17 protein-coding genes are annotated in these 22,231 nt (G+C 36.8%); 6 read left to right on the top strand and 11 right to left on the bottom strand.

Going from position 1 to position 22,231, the window contains the following annotated elements; genetic code table 11:
• The first annotated feature begins 162 nt into the window (after positions 1–162).
• Positions 163–4,797, top strand: coding sequence for a PAS domain S-box protein (locus KCTC52924_RS14940; RefSeq protein WP_251805565.1), 4,635 nt, complete (start codon positions 163–165; stop codon positions 4,795–4,797).
• 271 nt (positions 4,798–5,068) lie between these two features.
• Positions 5,069–5,479 carry a hypothetical protein gene (locus tag KCTC52924_RS14935; protein WP_251805564.1) on the top strand — a complete coding sequence of 137 codons (411 nt, stop codon included), beginning with the start codon at positions 5,069–5,071 and terminating at the stop codon, positions 5,477–5,479.
• 454 nt (positions 5,480–5,933) lie between these two features.
• On the opposite strand, the gene KCTC52924_RS14930 is transcribed toward KCTC52924_RS14935, so the two are convergent.
• The 3 genes from KCTC52924_RS14930 to KCTC52924_RS14920 all read right to left on the bottom strand — a co-directional run bounded on the left by KCTC52924_RS14930 (position 5,934) and on the right by KCTC52924_RS14920 (position 8,058).
• Complete coding sequence (locus tag KCTC52924_RS14930; protein WP_251805563.1) at positions 5,934–6,395, bottom strand: hypothetical protein; 462 nt, start codon at positions 6,393–6,395, stop codon at positions 5,934–5,936.
• Between the two features lie 60 nt (positions 6,396–6,455).
• Entirely contained in the window at positions 6,456–7,274 is an 819-nt protein-coding gene (locus KCTC52924_RS14925) for a glucose 1-dehydrogenase (RefSeq protein WP_251805562.1), read from the bottom strand.
• Between the two features lie 247 nt (positions 7,275–7,521).
• A complete protein-coding gene (locus tag KCTC52924_RS14920) occupies positions 7,522–8,058 on the bottom strand; it encodes a lipid-binding SYLF domain-containing protein (protein ID WP_251805561.1) in 537 nt (178 codons plus the stop codon).
• Positions 8,059–8,416: 358 nt separating this feature from the next.
• Here KCTC52924_RS14920 and KCTC52924_RS14915 point away from each other — a divergent pair, with 358 nt between their 5' ends.
• The gene (locus KCTC52924_RS14915; protein WP_251805560.1) at positions 8,417–9,283 is read left to right on the top strand and encodes a DUF808 domain-containing protein; all 867 of its coding nucleotides are present in this window, start codon (positions 8,417–8,419) and stop codon (positions 9,281–9,283) included.
• A 169-nt stretch (positions 9,284–9,452) separates the two neighbouring features.
• On the opposite strand, the gene KCTC52924_RS14910 is transcribed toward KCTC52924_RS14915, so the two are convergent.
• From KCTC52924_RS14910 to KCTC52924_RS14885, 6 genes are all read right to left on the bottom strand, one after another.
• Positions 9,453–9,827: a response regulator gene (locus tag KCTC52924_RS14910; protein WP_251805559.1), complete on the bottom strand. Its 375-nt coding sequence runs from the start codon at positions 9,825–9,827 to the stop codon at positions 9,453–9,455.
• Positions 9,828–9,831: 4 nt separating this feature from the next.
• Positions 9,832–11,391: a sensor histidine kinase gene (locus KCTC52924_RS14905; RefSeq protein ID WP_251805558.1), complete on the bottom strand. Its 1,560-nt coding sequence runs from the start codon at positions 11,389–11,391 to the stop codon at positions 9,832–9,834.
• A 437-nt stretch (positions 11,392–11,828) separates the two neighbouring features.
• Positions 11,829–13,409 (bottom strand): VCBS repeat-containing protein, encoded by a 1,581-nt coding sequence (locus KCTC52924_RS14900; protein WP_251805557.1) that lies wholly within the window; start codon positions 13,407–13,409, stop codon positions 11,829–11,831.
• A 179-nt stretch (positions 13,410–13,588) separates the two neighbouring features.
• Positions 13,589–15,406, bottom strand: coding sequence for an SLC13 family permease (locus KCTC52924_RS14895; protein ID WP_251805556.1), 1,818 nt, complete (start codon positions 15,404–15,406; stop codon positions 13,589–13,591).
• 30 nt (positions 15,407–15,436) lie between these two features.
• Positions 15,437–15,757 carry a four-helix bundle copper-binding protein gene (locus KCTC52924_RS14890; RefSeq protein WP_251805555.1) on the bottom strand — a complete coding sequence of 107 codons (321 nt, stop codon included), beginning with the start codon at positions 15,755–15,757 and terminating at the stop codon, positions 15,437–15,439.
• A 231-nt stretch (positions 15,758–15,988) separates the two neighbouring features.
• Positions 15,989–16,429, bottom strand: coding sequence for a response regulator (locus tag KCTC52924_RS14885; protein WP_251805554.1), 441 nt, complete (start codon positions 16,427–16,429; stop codon positions 15,989–15,991).
• Between the two features lie 316 nt (positions 16,430–16,745).
• Between KCTC52924_RS14885 and KCTC52924_RS14880 the strand changes: the two genes are divergently transcribed.
• Together KCTC52924_RS14880 and KCTC52924_RS14875 are read left to right on the top strand one after the other, a co-directional pair.
• Complete coding sequence (locus tag KCTC52924_RS14880; protein ID WP_251805553.1) at positions 16,746–18,668, top strand: DUF294 nucleotidyltransferase-like domain-containing protein; 1,923 nt, start codon at positions 16,746–16,748, stop codon at positions 18,666–18,668.
• On the top strand, positions 18,665–19,330 hold the full coding sequence (locus KCTC52924_RS14875) for a PolC-type DNA polymerase III (RefSeq protein ID WP_251805552.1): 666 nt from the start codon (positions 18,665–18,667) through the stop codon (positions 19,328–19,330). The genes KCTC52924_RS14880 and KCTC52924_RS14875 overlap by 4 nt, the downstream gene beginning before the upstream one ends.
• A 4-nt stretch (positions 19,331–19,334) precedes the next feature.
• Here the strand turns inward: KCTC52924_RS14875 and KCTC52924_RS14870 are convergent, their stop codons facing one another.
• Positions 19,335–20,294, bottom strand: a complete 960-nt coding sequence (locus KCTC52924_RS14870; RefSeq protein ID WP_251805551.1) for a phosphoribosylaminoimidazolesuccinocarboxamide synthase — start codon at positions 20,292–20,294, stop codon at positions 19,335–19,337.
• 9 nt (positions 20,295–20,303) lie between these two features.
• On the bottom strand, positions 20,304–21,257 hold the full coding sequence (locus KCTC52924_RS14865) for a PhoH family protein (protein ID WP_251805550.1): 954 nt from the start codon (positions 21,255–21,257) through the stop codon (positions 20,304–20,306).
• Between the two features lie 137 nt (positions 21,258–21,394).
• Here KCTC52924_RS14865 and KCTC52924_RS14860 point away from each other — a divergent pair, with 137 nt between their 5' ends.
• A complete protein-coding gene (locus tag KCTC52924_RS14860) occupies positions 21,395–22,225 on the top strand; it encodes an S-adenosyl-l-methionine hydroxide adenosyltransferase family protein (RefSeq protein ID WP_251805549.1) in 831 nt (276 codons plus the stop codon).
• Positions 22,226–22,231: the final 6 nt, after the last annotated feature.

The following is a 22,231-nucleotide window of genomic DNA, read 5'->3' as shown; positions in this document are numbered from 1 at the left end:
AAACTTGAATTTCAAGTTCTACTAGTTATATTCCGGTTTATTTTTATGTTTAAATCTTTCAAAATTTAAGCTTATTATTTCCGTTGAGTATTAAACCGTAAATAATAAATTTGTGTTTTATAATAAGAAGAAATTAGATCTTTATTTAAATATAAAATTTTAATGTCTGTAGATATCGTTTCGTTCCTCCCGTCCTACCGAAAATTAGCTTTTCCACATAAAATCTATGAGGAAATTTGCCAACTAACTTCTATTATACTTGAGGTTCCACACCATATGGTAGCCTTGTTGGAAATTCCTGAAAATAAATCATATTTCGAGGAATCTTCTCCAGAATCAACAACCTGGATTGAAAACCTATTGAATGACTATCTTTCTACTGGCTCCAACAAAATTCGGATCATTGAAAACATCCATGAAGACGAAAGTAGGGAGGATTTAACAGCTAAACTTACAGAGAATCATCCAAGTTTTATAGCCATAGTACCCTTAGTGAACTCCTTAGGTTTAACAGAAGGGCTTCTTTTTATATCCGATATCCATGCCAAGGTTATAGGTCCAAAAGAACGCAACGGAATGCAAACCCTAGCGGATCACACGGTTTCCTTAATATCGGTTAAAAAGGAAAAAAAAACTAGCAATGAAGTAATAGACTTAACCGAATTATGGAATTTTTCAGTTGAAGATTCCATTGTGGTTACCAGCGTCACCTCATGGAAATTGGAAATTGGATCGCACAAATTCTATATAAACCCCTCATTTTTTGTAGAAATTCTCGGATATACGCCGAATGAATTTGCGGTTAAAACCCTCAATCAGTGGGTGAATTTAATACACCCTTCCGACAGGGTCAAATTTAATTTAGGACTTGACATCTGGATCCAAAAAAGCAACTTACAGAATGAGATTGAGTTTAGGATGTTTCACAAGTCAGGTCAGATTATTTGGATTCATATTAAAGCAAATAAGATAACCTCAAATAAGTTTGCCCACCTTACTTTCATTGAAGGTGAAATTCATGATATTACCCCACAGAAAAAGGTTTGGGAGCAAATCGATTTTTTATCGCCCAAGTTTACCTCAGTGGTCCAAGCTGGGTATAACTTGCTCACTATTATAGATGCCGATGGGGATTTTATTTTTACAAGTGGGGGTTCTGGGCTTCCCATGGGTTATACCTCGGATGAACTGAGCGGGAAGAACATTTTCAACTTTGTGCATGAAGAGGATAGGGAATTCACCTATTATAATTTTATAAAGTTTTATAAAAATGAGCCCTATATTTCAAAACCATTCAGAATTAAACACAAAAATGGTAGTTGGAAATGGATTGAAGTATTGTTACTTAATTTACGCGAAGATCCAGTAATACAAGGTATAGTTGTCAATGCCAGAGACATTACAGAAAGAATGTCCATACCTCATAACCTAAAGTCCTCACAAGAAAAGGGGCGCTTCCTTTTCAACTCAGATCCTTTCCCAAAATATATTTTAGATCTCGGTAGCTATAAAATCCTTGAGGTTAATGACAACATGGTAACGCACTTTGGTTATAGCAGGGAGGAGTTGATAGGAATGGAGGTAATACGCCTTAAACCAAAAATTGAAGTACCAGTATTCATCGACTCTGTAAAAAACTCAAAATCCATAGATGGAACAATTAACTATGGCATTTTTACACACCAAAGTAAAAATGGAGCGTTATCCCAGTTAGAAATAGTAGGTCACCCTATAAAGGTTAAAGATCGTGACTGCATGTTGATCAGCTGTATTGATGTTTCCCAAAGAGAATTGTATTTACATGGTTTAAAGGAATCGGAACGCAAATTGAAAACTACGGCAGCCATAGCCAAACTTGGTCACTACAGCATTGATCCGATTAATTATTCAGTTTATTGGTCCGACGAGGTTTATACTATTTATGGGAGAAATAGGGAAACTTTTGACCTTACTTATGACAACATTTTGGCCGCTATTCATCCTGATGATAGAGCCCAATTTATAAAAAAGGAACAATTAACATCTTCACATTATAAAATACAAGACTTCACCTATAGAATTATTTTACCCGATGGCTCTATAAGATGGGCGCATGGATTGGGCCATCTTGTTTTGGATTCTAAAGGTGACCCAGACTATTTCGAAGGCACTATCCAAGACATAACAGATCAGAAAAAGGAAGAACAGCACCTTAGGTTATTAGAGTCTGTGGTGACCAATACCGCGGAAGCTGTAATGATAACCGAAGCAGAACCATCCGAGCAAGGCGGACGAAAAATTATTTATGTCAACCAGGCTTTCGTTAAAATGACGGGGTATACAGAAAAAGAAGTCCTTGGAAAAACCACATCTATATTAAAAAGTCCAAATACAACCCCTTCGGAACTAAAGAAAATTGAAAAAGCGATGTCTCGTTGGGAAGTTTTTGAAATGACAATTACGAGTAAAAACAAACTTGGTGAGGATTATTGGGTGAATTTCGTTGTAAGTCCCGTAGCTGATGACAATGGTAGATATACACATTGGGTTTCCATAGAGCGTGACGTAACTGAAATAAAGAATTCACAGCTGCAAAAAAAGATTTTGAACGAAATTGGGGCTTTGTTCAATAAAGATGGAATATTGGAGGCCTGCTTGGTAAACATAATACAATACTTAACCAAAAAAATAAATTACAATGTAGGACAAATATGGTTGCCAGATTCAAATAAAACCACCATGAAACTTGTGGCCCAGTATTCGCAAACTGGAATGGGTAATTCTTTTTTAACTACTAATACCAGCCCAACCAGTTTTCAATTCGGTAAAGGGCTTCCCGGAACTCTATGGGAAAATCAGAAAATAACCGCATGGGATACTATAGAAAAAGCAACTATTTTTGAAAGAAATCCTTCTTCTGATGTATGTTGCCCTCAAGAAGTTGTCGGCATACCACTGATACACAATGATGATGTTAAAGGAATACTTGTATTAGGTATAGAAGATAAATTAAAGAATCCAATATTCTATGGTGCGTTGTTCAAACAATTGCAAACCTATTTAGGGACGGCAATCAACCGAAGACAATTAGAAATTGAGCTTGATGAAATTTTCAAGTTTACCCCTGCCATTTTATGTAAAATAAGAGAAGATGGAATATTTCAAAAAATTAATCCAGCTGCAACCCAACTTTTGGGCTATTCCGAAGCGGAACTCCTTGGGGAAAATTTAATGGAGTTCGTACTTCCAAAAGACAAAATAAGCACTATAGAGCAACTAAATCTACTTAAACAGGGAGAATCTGTTCAGTCTTTTGAAAATTGCTACCTAACAAAGGACGGTGAAATTAAATGGCTTAGTTGGTCTGCCAACCAAACTCAAGAAAAAGGTACTATCTATTGTGTTGGATCTGATATTACAGAAAAAAAGCAGCTGGAAGAGTTACTTAAGGAGGTGACCGAACTGGCTCGTATAGGTGCATGGGAAATTGATTTCGATAAGGGCACGGTATTTTGGTCGGAGATGACCAAGAAAATACACGAGGTAGAAAATAATTATGTCCCCACCCTCGATAGCATCATAGGTTTTTACAAGGATCATAAAAGTTCTAAAATATTTTCAGACCTACTCCAAAATACGTTTCATCAAGGTGAGCCCTTTGATGTAGAGCTATTAATCTTAACTGCAAAAGGGCAAGAAAGGTGGGTCAGGATCATTGGTAAACCTGAAACCAATGTCAACCTATGCAGTAGAATTTACGGAAGTTTTCAGGATATACATGAACTTAAAGCATCACAATTAGCTTCTAAAGCTGCGAATGATGAGAGAAGTTTAATTTTAGAAAGTATTGGTGATGCATTTATTTCTGTAACCAACCAAGGAATAATCACTTATTGGAATAGCAAAGCCGAAGATTGCTTTGATATGGACCGAGAAACAATTATAGGAAAACATATAGAAAAGGTATTTCCTCAAATTACTGACCATAAAATTTTTAAAACATTTATTAAATCGATTAGAAATAAAAACAAATTCACATTTGAAGATTATTTCCCCGATTATAATACATGGTACGAAATAAATAGCTATCCATCGGATAATGGGATCTCCATTTTCATTAAAGATGTGAGTGAACGAATAACTTCGCAAGCTACCATTAAAATTTCCCATGAACGTTTTAAAAGGGTCTCCCAAGCAACAAATGACGTTATTTGGGATTTGGATATTGCCGAAAATACGATGTACGTAAGTGAAGTTTTTAAATCTCTTTTTGGGCATGATATACGTTCAGAAAGTGATAATCTCCAATTATGGAAAAATAAGTTGCATCCAGAGGATAAGGAACGGGTAATTGATTCATTATATAAAGTTATCAACGATTCACAATTAAATAAATGGGAATCGGAATATCGATTTTTAAAAGAAAACGGGGATAGTGTTTATGTGTGGGATAAAGGGACTGTAATTAGGAATAAAAGTGGCAAAGCAATCCGAGTTATCGGAGCAATGACCGATATAACATTTCGAAAGACCTATCAAGAGTCCCTACAAAAGCTCAATAGTGAATTAGAGGAACGTGCGCTTAATATAGAGACACAAAACCAAAAATTAAGGGATATAGCATGGACTCAGTCTCACGTGGTAAGGGCTCCGTTGGCGAGGTTAATGGGGATGATTTATTTGATAAAGGATGGCTTAGTAACCGAGGAGGAGAAAACAGAGTTACTGAACCACATATATTCATCGGCAGTAGAATTAGATTTGATTATCAGAGATATAGTTGAAAAATCACAATCATTGATTTCGAGTGATCAGTAAAATTGAACATTATATGCGGTTAGTCAAACACCCTAGGGTAAGCCCATGAAACGATTTTAAAATTATATCATTTTAAATGATGAAATAGTAATAATAAGGAACTAGTATAGGCTCATAAAAAAACCTATGTAGTTCTTCAAGAGCTCCCGAATATGGCACGAATTTAAAAACGAAGCTGATAGGTTAATACATCTTTTAGTATTACTGACATTGGTCATAGTATTCCCTTTAAAAAAATCCTATTATTGATAATTATCAAAATAAGGATCAAATGGAAAATAACCGTAAAGAAATTAGTCCTATCACAAAAATTGAAAAGGTGCATTGGCACATACAACATTGGAAATCGGACCTTCAGTTTATGGAGGATGAAACCCGGTTTATAGATCAATTGTTAAAGTCGGATATTTTTAAGCCCAATACTCAAGATCTATTTGAAAGGATACAGCAATATTTAGGGGGATTAGAACAATTTGAAGCTCGTAAAATAAAATTAAGGCAGCTAATTTCCAAACACGAAAACCATCTTGGTGGATTAATACAATTTGGTACCGCCACCTTGGATTCCTCCTTTTATCACAAACACGATGATCTAGAAATGGAAATTTTGGATTGTACGGACGATTTTAAAGGTCTAAAAGCCGAAATCTTTAACTATGTTGGTGGAACTCTTAAAAAATAATATTCCATATTCTGCTTTTCTCAGAAACTATAATTTCAGAAACAAAGAACAAGAATGGCAATGAATCCTCATGTTGTGGCAAAGGGTTGACACCATTATTTGGAACTGAAACGCTATTAAAATCGCCTTTGTTGGATATTTCTTTGCCTTTGTAGTCATCTCAGCAACTAGATGAAAATCAGTTAAACACATGACCCAAAAGCCAATAGAGAATTAAAAAAACAACGACTACCCCAATACAGCCACATTTACCTCCTCCTATTTTTTTTGCTCCCCAACCGGCCAGCAAAGCTCTTATAATGTTTTTCATAGGTAGCTATTAATTGTTTTTTTAACGGTCATATGTAAACTTACCTGACGGCAGTCAGGATCGCATTTCTTCATTGGTATTGGCGACCAATTTTCGTTTATGCTCATTTTATGAAAATGGTTTATTCTTTTATAGGTATTTCAATTAAAAGTTATTTTCTTCCAAATTCAGGTCCAATTTAAGTTTTTGTGCAACATCGTTCATATCCTCGGCCTGAGACTGTAAAAGTGCATCCGTGGCATCCGGAATGTACGGATATTCTAAAACCTCCTGGTATTTTTTAATAAGATCCTGTTCTTTTTGCAATATCAGGCGATCTACTTCTATAGCGGTCAACCTTCTACTGGTGACGGTAGCCACCACATTGTCAAAGACACAAGTGTCTGGTGTTCTTCGCTTAAGCATTCCCCCTTCTTTTACAACAAGTATTTCCTCGCTCAAGATTGTTTCAAATTCCATTCTTTGCAGTGCTTGTTCCTTAAAAAAGTGCTTTCTACCCGGTAATTCTTCTGTTGTGGCAAGTTTTTCATAAGCTTCTTTGGAAGCTACGATTTCGCAGAGTAAATCATCCAACTTTGTTTCCCATTGTATTTTATCCATTTCCATTGCATCACGATTAAAAGATTAATTTAATAAACCTATTATTATTTTACCCTTTTTCCATTATTACCCATTAGTGGTGAATCCTGGATAGCAGGTCATACCACCATCCACAAAGATGGTCGTTCCGTTGATGTATTCAGATTCGTCAGAAGCCAACCAACTGGCTACACTTCCAATATCTTCCGGGATCCCTATCCTTTTATAGGGAATAAGCTTTAACATTCCCGCAGCCCCTTTTTTGGTACTCCATACCTCCCTGTTAATTTCAGTTTTTATGGCCCCTGGGGCAATACTGTTACAGCGAATTTTCTCTGGTCCATATTCCTGACATATACTTTCCATCAACATTAAAAGTGCTCCTTTAGAAGCCGCATAATTAGCATGTCCCGCCCATGGGATTACCTCGTGTACCGAACTCATATGTATAATCTTGCCCAACGATTTGGACACTTCCTTACGCATACCCCTTCGTTTAAATTCGATTATCGATTCCTTTGCGCATAAAAATTGACCGGTAAGATTAACATCCAGGACTTTTTTCCAATCTTCTAAGGGCATTTTATGAAGCGGGTGATCTAATTGAATTCCCGCGTTGGCAACGCAAACATCTACAGTCCCAAAATGTGAGACTGTTTTTTTAAACATGGCTTTTACCTCATTCTCTTTACTTACATCGCATTTAACAATAATAGCCTGTCCACAATCTGAATTTTCACAGATCCAATGAGCCAATTCCTCTGCTTCTTTTTTTCCCTGGTAATAGTTGACTACAACATTAGCGCCTTCCATGCCCAAAGACTTGGCTACAGCCTTACCTATACCCGAACTAGCACCAGTAACTATACAAGTTTGATGTTCCAATCTTCTGTTTGGCTTTTGCATGTTTCTCGCTTTATATAAAGTTACGGAATTAGTAAGATAAAAATGGAGGTTTAGCTTCTTGGAGTGAAAATTTGAATGGATTGGGTTAAAATTTTAAATTGTCCTAAACCTACTAAACGCCAATGCATTGCACTCAATTCACTATAAATAATCACTTAAAACCGCCTATTAAATTAAAAATCAGCGTTTTTAGAATTATAAACCCCAATGCAAGCACCAGGGTTTATTGAAAATAAGATTATTCATTCTACTTATTAATAGGGGCATATGAAAATTTTTGTCCCCCAACCGATAAATCTGCCATTAGGCCTTTCTTTGGCAGCACAAACACTACAACACCATCGTTATAGTTTGATTTGGCTGCAACTCCTTTTTCCAAAGCAATTGCTTTGGCTTCGGCAGAAAATTCATACTCTCCCTGCTTAAAATGATTTAATGCATCTTCTGTTTCAAAAAAGATGATTTCGGTAAACGTTTGCCCACCTGCTTGCAATCCAATATCCAGTTTTTTAAGATCTGCCATTCCCACAACGGAACCATTCTGGTATACAGCCCCATTTCCGGAAGCTCCTCCAACAATAAATGCACCTTCCCCTACATTAGGGAAGATTACATAACCCGAGGCATTACTGAAGAACAGATCCAGTCCGGCATCCATTTTCTGAATGTGCATTTTCGCCTTTTTTGCATCGTTAATAATTTTTTGATCCTCTTTGCTCTGGGCAATGGCACCAAAGGTCACCAATACTATGACCATAGTAGTTAAAGATTTTAAAGTTTTCATACCGTGTTTTTTAAATTTAATATTCATTGCTAGATTATAGATACCCCTATTAAAGCTGTTCTAAACCCAATGGACATATCTCTCTTTAATACTAAAATTAACACACTGTTCCTTAGATCATTAACCCTGTTCAATAAAATTTTAATGTTTTCGAAAAACCCAATCCAGCATATTAGGTTCTGATTAGTAGTGAGAACCAGTGATGAACGACAATAACATCAGCGCCATCCAGTGAAATAGCATCTCTAAACTTCCATGCAAAACAGCACAATATAATTGTATATGAATTAATAATTACTGCTTTTAGAATACCATAAAAATCAAAAATATTCGTATTCTTGAATCCAAAATTATAAACATGGCTTCAGGTTTTTTTGCATTGTTGGATGATATTGCGAGTTTAATGGATGATGTTGGGGCGATGAGCAAAATTGCAGGTAAAAAAACTGCCGGCATTTTGGGGGATGATCTTGCCGTAAATGCAGAAAAAGCCTCGGGTTTTGTTTCCTCTAGGGAAATACCCGTACTATGGGCCATATCTAAAGGGTCCCTTCTTAACAAACTGATTATTTTACCAATAGCCTTCCTTTTAAGTGCATTTTTGCCTTGGGCAGTAACCGTCATATTGTTGTTGGGAGGTTTGTATTTAGGGTTTGAAGGAGTAGAAAAAATCTATGAATTTTTGTTTCATCGCAACCACGGGGAGAAGGTACAGCTGGAGCCACAACTCAGTAAAGAGGAAATATTGAGTCTGGAGAAAGATAAAATTAAATCTGCCGTCCTTACTGATTTTATTCTCTCTGTAGAAATAGTGATCATTGCCTTAGGTACGGTCGTAAAGGAACCTATTGTCACCCAGATTTTGGTAGTGTCTATAATTGCCCTGATTGCTACGGTTGGAGTGTATGGTATTGTGGCACTTATCGTAAGAATGGATGATTTTGGTTTTAAATTGATTGCTTTGAATGAACGGGATAATAGCATCTCTGACTATCTCGGGAATTTTTTGGTAAAAGCACTTCCCATGGTAATTAGAAGCTTATCTGTTATAGGCACCCTTGCCCTTCTTTTAGTAGCTGGCGGAATTTTTATGCACAATCTGGAATTTCTACATCACTGGTTTACGGGAATACCCGCAATCTTAGGTGAATTTATTGTGGGACTCGCAGTTGGCTTTGTCTGTTTACTAGTGGTACTACTGGTAAAAAAGATAATTAAGCGATAAATAAAACATCTTCTGCATAGTCCGGTCCTAGACACCTAAATTTAATGGTTAAAGTGCTAGACAGCATTAAACCCTATAATTTCTCCACATAATTATGTGTATTGGAGCAGAAAAACTAAAACCGCCCTTTGCTCCGATAGGCCATGTCACCGTACTACATTGGTACTATCTATAAGGATAAATCTTTAATGATACCCTGAATTTCAAATTTCAGTTTATTTTCATCTATTGGTTTATTTATTATATGCCTAGGTCTTGTTTTCACAGCCCTTTCCAAGGTACACTTATCAGAATTTCCAGTTATAAAAACTATAGGGATATCATATTTAATGTTGACCAATTCAGCAATTTCAATTCCATTTCTCTTTCCGCTTAAACCAATATCTAAAAGTAGAAGACCTGGGGTATCTAATTCCATCATGGCCAATGCCTCTTCCCCATTGTTTGCCGTTAAAACAACGGTATTCTTAATTTCTTTTATAGTACTCTCCAAAAACATCTGGATGATCATATTATCCTCTACGATCAAAATTTTTATTGGCATATTTTTATGATGTTTGTTCTATTTCCTGAAATGCAATTATGTAATGTGTACCCTTTTTTGAGTTGTCCTTTTCTATATTCCCTTTAAGCTGTATTATAAGTTTATGTATCAGTTTTAATCCTAGGGTTGTTGTATTCCTAAAATCTACATCCTTTGGGAAGCCAAGTCCATCATCTCCGATTTTAAGAATATGATTGGGGTAATTTAATTTTTCGATCTCGATATAAATAGTGCCTTTATCCCTATTTTTGATTCCATATTTTAAAGAATTGGTAATAATCTCATTTATTATCAACCCTAGAGGCACAGAGGTATCCAAATTAAGATAAAGTTCCTCTGCTTTAATTCGAACTCCTATTTTGTGGTTACTCCCTTTCATGGAATTGAATAGGTTAGACACTAAGCGATTCAGGTATTCCCCGTAATTAATTTTTGTAAGGTCGTTGGATCTATATAACATTTCATGGATAATGGACATCGTATTTATCCTGTATTGGGCATATCTAAAAAGTCCTTTTGTTTCCTCATCCTTTATAAAACTTGACTGTAGACTTAATAAACTTGTTATCACCTGAAGATTGTTTTTTACCCTATGATGAATTTCCTTTAGCAAGATATCTCGCTCCTTGATCCTTATTTCTACTCTATGATTTAAAAGTGATATTCTGGAATTCTTTCTATAAAAACTATAAATTATTATTAAAAATAATACTACTCCAACATTCAAGATCAATGCGGTTAAAAAAGTTGTTTTTCTATATTCCCCTACCTTTTCACCTATAAGGTTTATATCCGTTCCTGTATAAATTGTCCACGAATAATTTCCTTCCAAACTAATTATTTTAGAAACATAATAAGAATTTCCATAAGGGTCCTTTTGGTGTAAATCTTTGGAAGAAATAGAATATAATTTTTCATTCTTCCCATAAATTACCTGATTATTGGAATTTAATAAGTTGATGTCCGTATATTCAAAATGATTTAGCCATGTTAGTGCATTTAGATTTAATCCTACAATACCTTTTAGTTCACTATCATTAAATATGGGGGTAAAAAAACGAATGGTCGGTCTATAGGGAATTTCAATTTCTCCATTTTCTTCGTTCATATCCAAATCAGAAGTGAAAATTTCCCCTTGCTTTAAACCAATAGTTTCTATAAAATAGTAGCGATCTCCTTTATACTGAAAATTACCCGGACTTGTGGTCTTCCCTTCCTCTGCCCGAATAATTTCCATCCCCTTGGGATTGATAAACCTTGTTTGAAAATAATTATTGTCGATTTTTAAAAATCGCTCTAGCTTTTGGATCGTCACCTCCATTGGGGCCTTAGCTTTCAAATCCAATTCAATTAAATCCCTAATAAACAACACATTTTTCTTACTTATGTCGTATAATTCATTTAATTGGGATTCAGCATCCTTAAGTCGGTCCTTGGCCTGAATATTTTCTACAAGCTCTATGTTATTTCGATAAACTTCAACTCTTTGGATTGAGATTTCCCATATAACAAAGGTTGTTATAATACATAGTGCTACAGATATAACAACCAGTTTTTTTTCCATTAATCTTAATAAATTAATTAAATTTAAAGTGAATCTATTTATACTACTCGGCCTGGAAATCTATTAGAAAAATCAACAGCTAGTACAATCAAAAACATTAAATATACTTTTTTAATTAGCTAGTACCAATTACTTACAAAGTAATTTTTAAAATCTTACGCTATAACTAAATCGATTTCTCCAATGTTGCAATTGATATATTCTAAAACCTAAACCTCACAGATCTAAGCTTATACTGAATTTGAGTAGTGCGATTTAAACAATTTTGATGGAAATTAGAATTTGGCGATTAGGAATGCTAATCCAATTGAAAATCAATATTTATGTTTCCATACCAACGCAATTGGGCAAAAGCATGCAATACACTAGTATATTATAAGTATGAAATTAAAGGATACTTTCTATATTACTTTAGTTTTAAGTAAGATAGCGCCAGATTATCTTATCGTATTCTCCAGAATAATTACTGATGGACTGGTAGTAAGCCATTTTTTCCCTAGGCCAGTGGTATCCCCAGCTGGTGTAAAATAAACAAAGGACCCCAAGGCGATGTCCACATCTCCATCTCCATCCATATCTTCGGCATCCATAACTATCCACCTGCCGTTAGTGGATTGTGGGAAGGAGTAATCCACAAAATCCATTTGCCCTTTATTTTCCAGATATACAAAACTCTCTTCTGGATGGTGGATGTAGTCTGGGAAGAAAGATATGGCGGCGATATCCAGGTCCCCATCAAGGTCAAAGTCCCTGGCCATAGCTTTATAAGCGCCATTTAAAGGATAAAAATAGGCTTGTTTAAACTTTAAATCACCTTCATTTAGAAATATATAGATTCCGTGATAATTTTTTAGGTAAGGGGTCTTGTCCGCATTATCCCCGCATACATAAATAATATCATCCAACCCATCATTGTTGAAATCTGCCAATTCCATATATTGGGATCCAAAGAGGGGCATAAATGATAACAATCTTTTTTCAACAAAAGAACCGTCCCCTTTATTTTCATAAAAGAATATCCCCTCATCTCCCTGTGCCATTAATGCCATTATATCATTAAGCCCATCTCCGTTCATATCCTTAATAATCGCAGTAATAGCGCCAGGCCTATTATTTAACAGGTTTTTCTCATAGCCATTCTTGCCCTGATTAATAAAGTAGACCAACTTTCCGGTATGGTTCCCATACTCACATGCCACTATATCCTCCCTCCCATTTCCATTTAAATCCCCATAGGCCATATACACTGGACGCTGCATATTTTCAATACCCATTTTGGAATTATTAAATCGCTGCTGTGGTCCTGATCTGCTTATCTTTAATAAGGTTCCCTCGGCAGCATCGTGTGGAAAAATACTTTTCCCTGCAGTAGTTAAATAAATGGTGTCCTTTTTTTCGTAATAATGTACTGGACTGGTCTTTAATCCTACAACATAATCTTTTTCCAGGTCCGGAGTCAGGAAAGTTAGGCTATTTATATTTTGTTTCCCGTCCGCATACACCACTCCCTTCCCCTCTGGTCTAATTTTCACCATGGTGGTCAAAGGAGGTCGATGGGAATAAGCTACTTCTTTATAGTTAAAGTGCCGTAAACCCATATTTATCTTTTTGGTCCTTGCTATGGCTGGCATGGAATCGGGGGCATTGTCAATATAATAATCCACAATTTTATCCCAGTCTGCCCTAGCTAATAAAGGTTGTTCGGGGAAAATATTGGCCTTTCTTACTATATCTCCACCACTGCCCCTATCAAACAAACTATCTGGTTGATGGTCTCCGTTATATATCCCCAAGCGATGGGCCATAGCGGGCAATACATCATTTTTCCAACTAAATTTAGGCAAACTATCTGGGGGTACAAAAAGATGGCAATTGGAACAATGGATACGGGCAAGCTGATTTCCCTGCAGGTTAGAAATTGGAATTTTTACGATGTCTACTTCTTCACCTCCCTTTTTCCGTTCCGAACAAGCATAAAAAAGAACCAACAAAACACTTAAGAGAACAAACTTTTTCATACCAATTCAAATTATCCAATTCTACCTAATACCAAGGAACCAAACCTCATCATCCCAAATTAAGATCACAAAATAGCACTTTATATTTTATGGTGCGGTACTAGGAAAGTAGAAATACATTCCACTCTTGTATATACTATTCGGAAAAGTAGGTGCTATAGGAATTTCATTTATAACAGCTAAATTAAACGGGATAATAGTACAGTGGCCAAAACCCATAGAATAAGGCTCAATATTCCTCCTATGATAAAAAAATGCTTGAATTTGTAATTCCCGATACCGTAGATCAACGTATTGGTCTGATACCCTACGGGAGTGAAAAAACTAAAGTTTGCCGCAAACATAACAGCCATTATAAAAGGTTTAAAATCTAGTTGCAAGCCTTGGGCCACCGCTATTGCAATAGGCGTCATAATAATGGCGGTAGCATTGTTACTAACTACCCCGCTCATAACCATAGTGACAAAAAATAGGGTCCCTATAACCACCATTTTTGATTGATTATCTAAAAAGCTCAATAACTGTTCGGAGATCCATATATCTGCCCCACTATTGTGCATGGCAACACCTAGGGGGATCATCCCTGCCAATAAAAAGAATATTTGCCAATTTACTTTTTTGTAGACCCGATCCAGATGCAGGTTATTCGTAAGTAGCAATAAGCAAACCCCGGAGAGCGCACTTACCATAACAGACAGGACACCAGTAGCCGCAAGACCAACTACCATCAAAAGAACCGCTAAGGAAAAATATTTTTTAAAGGGTGCATGGTTTTCTGGTCTATCCAATTTTTGTAACAATACAATATTATCTATAGTCTCTAGGGAATTTACATTTTGTTTACTAACATCTACCAATAAACGATCGCCTGTTTTTAGGACCAACTTATCTACGCTGCTCAATACCATTCTTTCACGTAGGTTGGTAAGTGTTTTCCGTTTCTTAATTGCTAAGGGCAATACGTCTTGCTGCATATAACCTCTAAGATTTCCCAAAGTCTTACCTAGTAATGCTGCTCCAGGCAACATTAGGAGCTCCACAAATACACGTTCTTCCAGTTTTGATACACTTTCCCTTTCCTCAGTACTCTTTTCTGGGATCATCCAATAATGTTGCTCGTTTACCCCAAGGCTTTCAGATTCGTTAAGTTTGGATAGGGCTGTGATATCGCACATTAAAAGCAATTCATCATTTTCTTTAAGTGTGATGTATTTTCCCGGTGAATTATGCACCCTATTGTTCCGCGTTAATTGTAGCACGGATAACTCTGGATTATTGTATAAAAAGGTTTCTTCTATTCTTTTGTCCACCAAATTAGATTCACTCTTGATCCGCACACTGGTAATGTAATTCCCAATACTATAATCCTCGTCCAAGTTTTTGTCCTTACTCCAGGGCAGCCATTTTAGTGCAAAGGTCAGATAGACCACAGAAACACCAAGAAAAATGAGTCCCATCATGCTAAATTCGAAAAAACCCAAAGCTGGAGCTCCTAAGTTTTTGGCAACTGAATTCACAATCAGGTTGGTAGAGGTCCCCATTAAAGTACATGATCCACCTAAGATACCTGCAAATGAGATTGGAAGCAAAAGTTTGGATTTAGGAACCTTAAAGCGTTCCGAAAGCTGATTTATGATCTTAATAAAAACAATTACCACAGCGGTAGTGCTAATAAATGCTGAAATACCAGCCGTGACCACCATAAACAATGGGGCCAAAATAAAAAGGGGAAGTCCTTTCACCTTTCCCAGTCCAGAGGTTAACCAGGAAATTACGCCATTCTCCTCCATGGCTATTGCCAATATCATTAATGCTAAAACGGCTATTGTAGCACCATTGGAAAATCCGCTAATGGCCTCCTCTGGTGATATTAACCCTAATAGTGTTAGGGATACAATAATCAAAAAGGCAATCTTATCTACTGGGAAAACTTCTAGGGCGAACAACACGATCACCGTAATTAAAACGAGAAAAACCAGAATTATATCTGTTGTCATCCCATGTGGAATTATTTTATAATCATACGCTTATGCAGCGACAAGTTTTCTACATTCTTCCATACATTTTACACAGGAATTTGCACAATCTTCACAATGCTTATGGTCGTGCTGCCCGCATTGTTCTGCACACCATTGACATACTTCAGCACATAATCCACAGTATTCCTTCGCAAAACTGCTATCGGCCATTAAAAACTTCATAGTGGCAGAACATGCTTCTATACAAAGTATACAGCATTTGGGACATTCGTTCTTACTTTCCATTCCCGACATTTGAATTAAACAATACTCACAGTCCCTAATACACTTAAGACAGGCGTCTATACAATCTTGATATGCTAATTCCATGGCGATTCGATTTATAATTTCCTTAAAATTATAGTATTCCCTTCCTTGGCAAGCGCTCTAATAAATAATATTTGAACGCTAACGGACTAAATTGATTCCATAATAAAGGAGCCAATTTTTGGGTTCCTAAGGGTGTAGTGTCCCAATCCTCAGCACTAATTATTCCTTTAAATTTTTCTCCTCTGTTTAAAAAATTCAAAATCCAGAGCTTGGTGCGCTTGTATATTACGATCAATATTTCACTACGAATTCCAAATCGGAAGCAATTTCATTTTCTTTGTTTAAAACCGATTTTATGGCTCTATCTAGCGTAAGTTTTAGTTTATTAAAGTTTTCCGGTTTTTTTAAATACCTGTTGGCCCCATTAATTCTCAAAGTTTCCACTTGCTGTGGGTCCAATGAAGTGGAGTAGATTATAACGGGAATATTAGCTAATTTGGGCTCCATTCTAATATCGTTCAAACACTCCTCCCCGTTCATCATGGGCATATTTAAGTCTAGAAAAATTACATCTGGGAGATGTTGATCCTTATTCAGTAAATTGGCCATAAGGTCCACCCCATTGTCAAAGGTAAGAATAGAAGCATTCGGACATTGTTCCTCTAAAGCTTCGGAAAATAACATACGGTCATCCTCATCATCATCGGCAAGAAAAATATAATTTTCACTCATAGTACTATACATTAAAATTACTTCGAACCCCGGTTCGTTTCTAAATTAGAGAATCGCATGAATACATATCCAGTCGACTTAATTTCAATTATCTCAAAGGCATTGGTGGTCCCATTACAAGATAATATTCATGCCCCTAAAAATACAACTTTGTTTTAAAACGATTTCATCAAATTACCTCAATTGATACTTTTAATTGTAAGCATCTCCACGTAATAAACGGCTAGTGGAGAATTATAAATGAAAATTTTGGTTTTTGACTCTTTTTTCTTTTAATGATGGACCTTATAAAGTAAATTTATCACAAATACCAGTTATGAAAAATACCATTTCCCATAGGGTTGCCGATTTTTTAAAAAACTTCCCTCCTTTTAATTTGTTGGCAGCTGCTGATCTGCAAACATTATCGGGTCAGATCACCATCATATACAAGGAAAAGGACAGTCCCGTTTTTTTGGAAAACGACATTCCACATCAACATTTTTATGTGGTACACAAAGGAGCCATCGCCCTAAAAAAAAGTAACGAAAAAAGTATGATGGACCTATGTGATGAGGGCGATATTTTTGGGTTAAGACCGTTAATGGCCTTGGAAAATTATAAAATGGAGGCCAGGGCACAGGAAGAAAGTATTTTATATGCCATACCAATAGACACTTTTAAACCCTATGCGCAACGCAATAATGAGGTTGGGGACTATTTGATTGCAAGTTTTGCATCAAACACCAGAAATCCATATTCCAAAAGCCATAGGGGCAAATTGTATGAGGAGGGATTAGAATTAAACCCCAATGCCCAAAATACTCCATTATTGGACCTACAAAAAGTAGAATATTCCAAAAAACTAGTCACATGTACAGAAAACACTCCCGTAAAAACCATAGCGGAGAAAATGACCGCGAACAATGTTGGAGCAATGTTGATCTTAAGGGACAAGCTGCCAATAGGTATCATTACGGACCGAGACCTCCGCAATAATATTGTTACCGGAAAATATCCAATTACCGTGAAAGCCTCTAAGATTATGGTGTCTCCTGTGCTTACTTTTACCAAAAACCTGACCATTACACAAGCACAAATGGCCATGATGAAAAGTGATATTAGTCATTTATGTATCACCAAGGACGGTACCTCAGACTCCAAAGCCATCGGTATATTATCCAAACACGATATTATGGTGGCATTGGGAAATAATCCAGCCGTATTGATCAAAGCCATAAAGAGGACCAAGAAAATAAAGAGCATTAAACGGATACGCAAAAGTATCGATCAATTGTTATCCGGTTATTTGGAGCAAAATATTCCAATGACCCTTACCTCAAAGATTATAACCGAACTAAACGATGTTTGTATTAAGCAGGTCATTAAAATTTCCCTTCGAAAAATGTCCGACAAACCTCCTGTAAAGTTCACATGGCTTTCTATGGGAAGTCAGGGTCGTAGTGAACAATTACTACAGACCGATCAAGACAACGCCCTAGTCTTTGAAAATGTCCCTGAAGAAAATCTCAAGGAAACCACCGATTACTTTCTAGAACTGGCTAAAATCATAAACAAAGGACTGTTTGATATTGGTTATGCGTATTGTCCTGCGGAAATGATGGCCTCCAACCCCAATTGGTGCCATAGCCTAGATAAATGGAAAACCAATGTTACGCAATGGATAACCAATCCGGGAGCGGATGAGGTGTTGCTGTCTTCCATCTTTTTCGATTATAATGTCACCTTTGGCGATGTTGGCTTGGCCGACGAATTATCAAAGCATATTTTTAAAACTACTCAAAATTATCCCATTTTCTATTTACATTTGGCCAGTGGGGCATTACAGAATCCGTCCCCAACGGGATTCTTTAGACAGCTATTATTAGAAGCAGATGGGGAGCATAAGGATTCTTTCGATTTAAAACGCAGGGCACTGATGCCACTGACCGATGCGGCAAGGGTGCTTATTTTATCACATTCCGTAAAATTTGTCAACAATACTGCAGAGCGTTTTGAAAAGCTTGCGCAATTGGAACCGAATAACGAGGAAACCTTTTTAGCCTGTTCCTACGCAACCAAGGCCTTGTTAAAGTTCCGCACCAAACAGGGTTTATTACACAACGATTCTGGTAGGTATATTGCGATCGACAAACTTTCTAAGGAAGAACGGATTAAATTAAAGAGAACATTTAAGACGATCAAGGATATTCAGGAATTGATCAGTGTAAGATTCAAGGTTTCAAATTTAATGCGATGATAAATTTCTTCAGAAAAAAACCCGTCCAATATCCTAAGTTCTGGGACGAATATGTTCAAAGTTTTGAGCAAAAAATGCCAACGGATATCGAGGATATCCGATTTGTGGCATTGGATACGGAAACTACTGGCTTTGATTATATCCATGAACGGATCCTTTCCATTGGGGCACTTAGCTTGCAAAACAAAACAATAGTCCTATCACAGACCTTGGAACTTTACTTGCAGCAAGACCATTACAATGCCGATACTGCCAAAATACACGGAATCCTAAAAAGTGGAGGTCTCAACAAGGTAAGCGAGGCAGAGGCCTTACAGCAACTATTGGGCTATTTGCAAAACGCGGTAATAATAGCTCACCATGCCGTTTTTGATCTTAATATGATTAACAAGGCATTGGAAAGAAACGGACTTCCCAATTTAAAAAACCAAGTTTTAGACACTTCAAAGCTTTACAAGAGTACTCTTATATCCTCTAATATTTTCAAGAAAAAGGAACACTATTCCCTAGATGAATTGGCCGAAAAATTTGATATTTCCATGAAGGACAGGCATACCGCTATTGGGGATGCCTATATCACTGCCATTGCCTTTCTAAAAATAAAGTCGCGACTTAAAGAAAAGGGTCCCCTAAAGCTAAAAGATCTGTTAAAGATTGGGTAACTACTTAATTATAGGTTTCGGATAAATATTGGAGTACATTATTCTCAATACGTGCCTGAATATTGGAAATATCGCCTTTCACAAATTTTTCTCCCGTAATATTTTCGAATAACTCAATATAACGATCGGATACCGACTGAACATAATCATCGGTCATCTGGGGAACTACTTGTCCCTCTAAGCCTTGAAAATTGTTGCTGATTAACCATTGTCTAACAAATTCTTTGGACAATTGTTTTTGTGTCTCTCCTTTATCCTGTCTTTCCTGATACCCATCGGCATAGAAATAGCGTGAGGAATCCGGAGTATGGATTTCGTCTATCAATACGATCTCCCCTGTTTTGGTCTTCCCAAACTCATATTTGGTATCTACCAAAATAAGGCCTCTTTTAGCGGCAATTTCCGTTCCTCTTTGAAAAAGGAGCTCGGTATATTTTTCTAATATTATATAATCCTCTTCGCCAACAATCCCACGCTTCAAAATAGCTGCCCTAGAAATATCTTCATCGTGGTCGCCCATTTCCGCTTTAATTGCTGGGGTTATTATAGGGGTTGGGAATTTATCATTTTCCCGCATTCCGTTGGGCATGGTTACACCACATAATTCCCTTTTCCCAAGTTTGTATTCCCTAGCAGCATGTCCGGATAGGTATCCGCGGATCACCATTTCTACTTTAAAAGGTTCACAAGCATGACCTACGGCAACATTGGGGTCCGGAGTTGCCAACAACCAATTGGGCACTATATCGGAAGTATCGGCCATCATTTTTGTGGCGATCTGGTTAAGAATTTGACCTTTATACGGTATCCCCTTTGGCATTACCACATCAAAGGCAGAAAGTCTGTCCGTAGCCACCATTACCAAAATATCATTTTCCAAGGTATAAACCTCCCTTACTTTTCCTTTGTAAACCCCTTTTTGTCCCGGAAAATTAAAATTTGTGTCAATTATTGTGTTGCTCATGAAGTAAAATCAATTGTTATGCTCAATACCTTTATAGGCTTCTATTACACTTTTTACTAATTTATGTCTTATTACATCTTTATCATCTAAATAGATGATTTTAATACCTTCCACATTCTGCAATACCAATAAGGCCTCTTTCAGTCCAGAAACCAAGCGTCGTGGAAGATCTATTTGCCCAGGATCGCCATTGATCAGAAATTTAGCGTTTTTCCCCATTCTGGTAAGAAACATTTTCATCTGTGCATGGGTAGTGTTTTGTGCCTCGTCCAAAATCACAAAAGCGTTGTCCAAGGTTCTACCTCGCATAAAAGCCATAGGCGCTATCTGTATGGTCCCATTTTCTAAATAATGGACTAATTTTTCAGGAGGTATCATATCCCTTAAGGCATCGTATAACGGCTGCATATAAGGATCTAGTTTTTCTTTGAGATCTCCGGGAAGAAAGCCCAAGTTTTCCCCGGCTTCAACTGCAGGCCTGGTCAAAATAATTCGCTTTACCTGTTTTTCCTTTAGCGCTTTTACCGCTAAGGCGACACCAGTATAGGTTTTACCAGTCCCAGCAGGACCCACGGCAAAAACCATATCATTGGTGTTTGCAGCGTCTACCAACTTTCGTTGATTAGCAGTCACAGCACGTACCAGACGGCCACCAACGCCATGTACCAAAACTTCCCCACTGGCTACAGAAGCCTCAATCTCATCCTGAACATTGCTGCCTAGCAAACGCTCTATACTGTTTACATCAAGCTTATTGTACTTGGCATAATGTGCGGTAAGCATATCAAATCTACGATCAAACTCATCCAACTGCTCCTCATCACCATACACTTTTATTTTATTGCCACGGGCAACAATCTTCAGCTTTGGAAAGTGTTTTTTTAACAAATCTATATTTTCATTATTCTGTCCAAAAAACTCTCTTGGGCCAATGTCTGTAAGTTCTATGATAAGTTCGTTCAAAGAATATGTGTATTAGAAAGGTTCAGAAATAAATATATATTTTGGTTCGCTATTTTTTTGTGTAATTTTGTTCAACAAAATTAAGTAAATTAAGTAAAAAACTACTTGCCAAACCAAAAACATATCAACAGTCCCCTATGCCTATAATTACTTTAACTACTGATTTTGGATATAAAGATCATTTTGTAGGGGCCATAAAAGGAACTATTTACAAGGAGCTGGGCGACCCTAAAATCGTTGATATATCGCATTCTATAGCGCCGTTCAATATTCAGGAATGCGCCTATATCCTCAAAAATTCCTACAAAAATTTTCCTGATGGAAGTATACATATTGTAGGGGTAGATTCTGAACTTTCCCCAGAGAATCAACATATCGCAGTTTTTGCGGACAACCATTATTTTATAATGGCAAACAATGGCGTAATAGGTCTGATAACTTCTGAAATTGTACCGGAAAAAGTAGTGGAAATTCAATTGCCAAATCCCGTGGATGGCGCTTTTCCAGTTCTAGACGTTTTTGTGAAGACGGCCTGCCATATTGCAAGGGGTGGTAAATTGGAGGTTTTAGGGCGGGACTTTAAGGATTTAAAAGACCTGAGGGATGTTAAACCCAGAATTTCTGATGATGGTAATACCCTATCGGGAAGTGTCATCTATATTGATAATTACGGAAATGTTGTTTCCAATATAGAACAAAGAGAGTTTCTTCAATATGGAAAAGGAAGACCCTTTGAAGTGTTGGCGCGGAATAAAAAAATTAGGCAAATTCACCGAAAATATGGCGACATTGTAGATTATAAACTGGAAAAAAGTCAGCGTAAATCTCCAGGGGAAATCGTAGCACTTTTTAATACCTCTGGGTATTTGGAAATTGCCATCTATAAGAGCGACCTAAATACGGTTGGCGGGGCCTCTACTCTTTTGGGGCTGGATTATAGGGATACCATAGTTATTAACTTTGAATAATCTACA

It is taken from the genome of Arenibacter antarcticus, from assembly GCF_041320605.1.
GTDB lineage: Bacteria > Bacteroidota > Bacteroidia > Flavobacteriales > Flavobacteriaceae > Arenibacter > Arenibacter antarcticus.
Note: the sequence above shows the minus strand (reverse complement) of the source record. Positions and strands in the feature narration are given on the sequence as shown.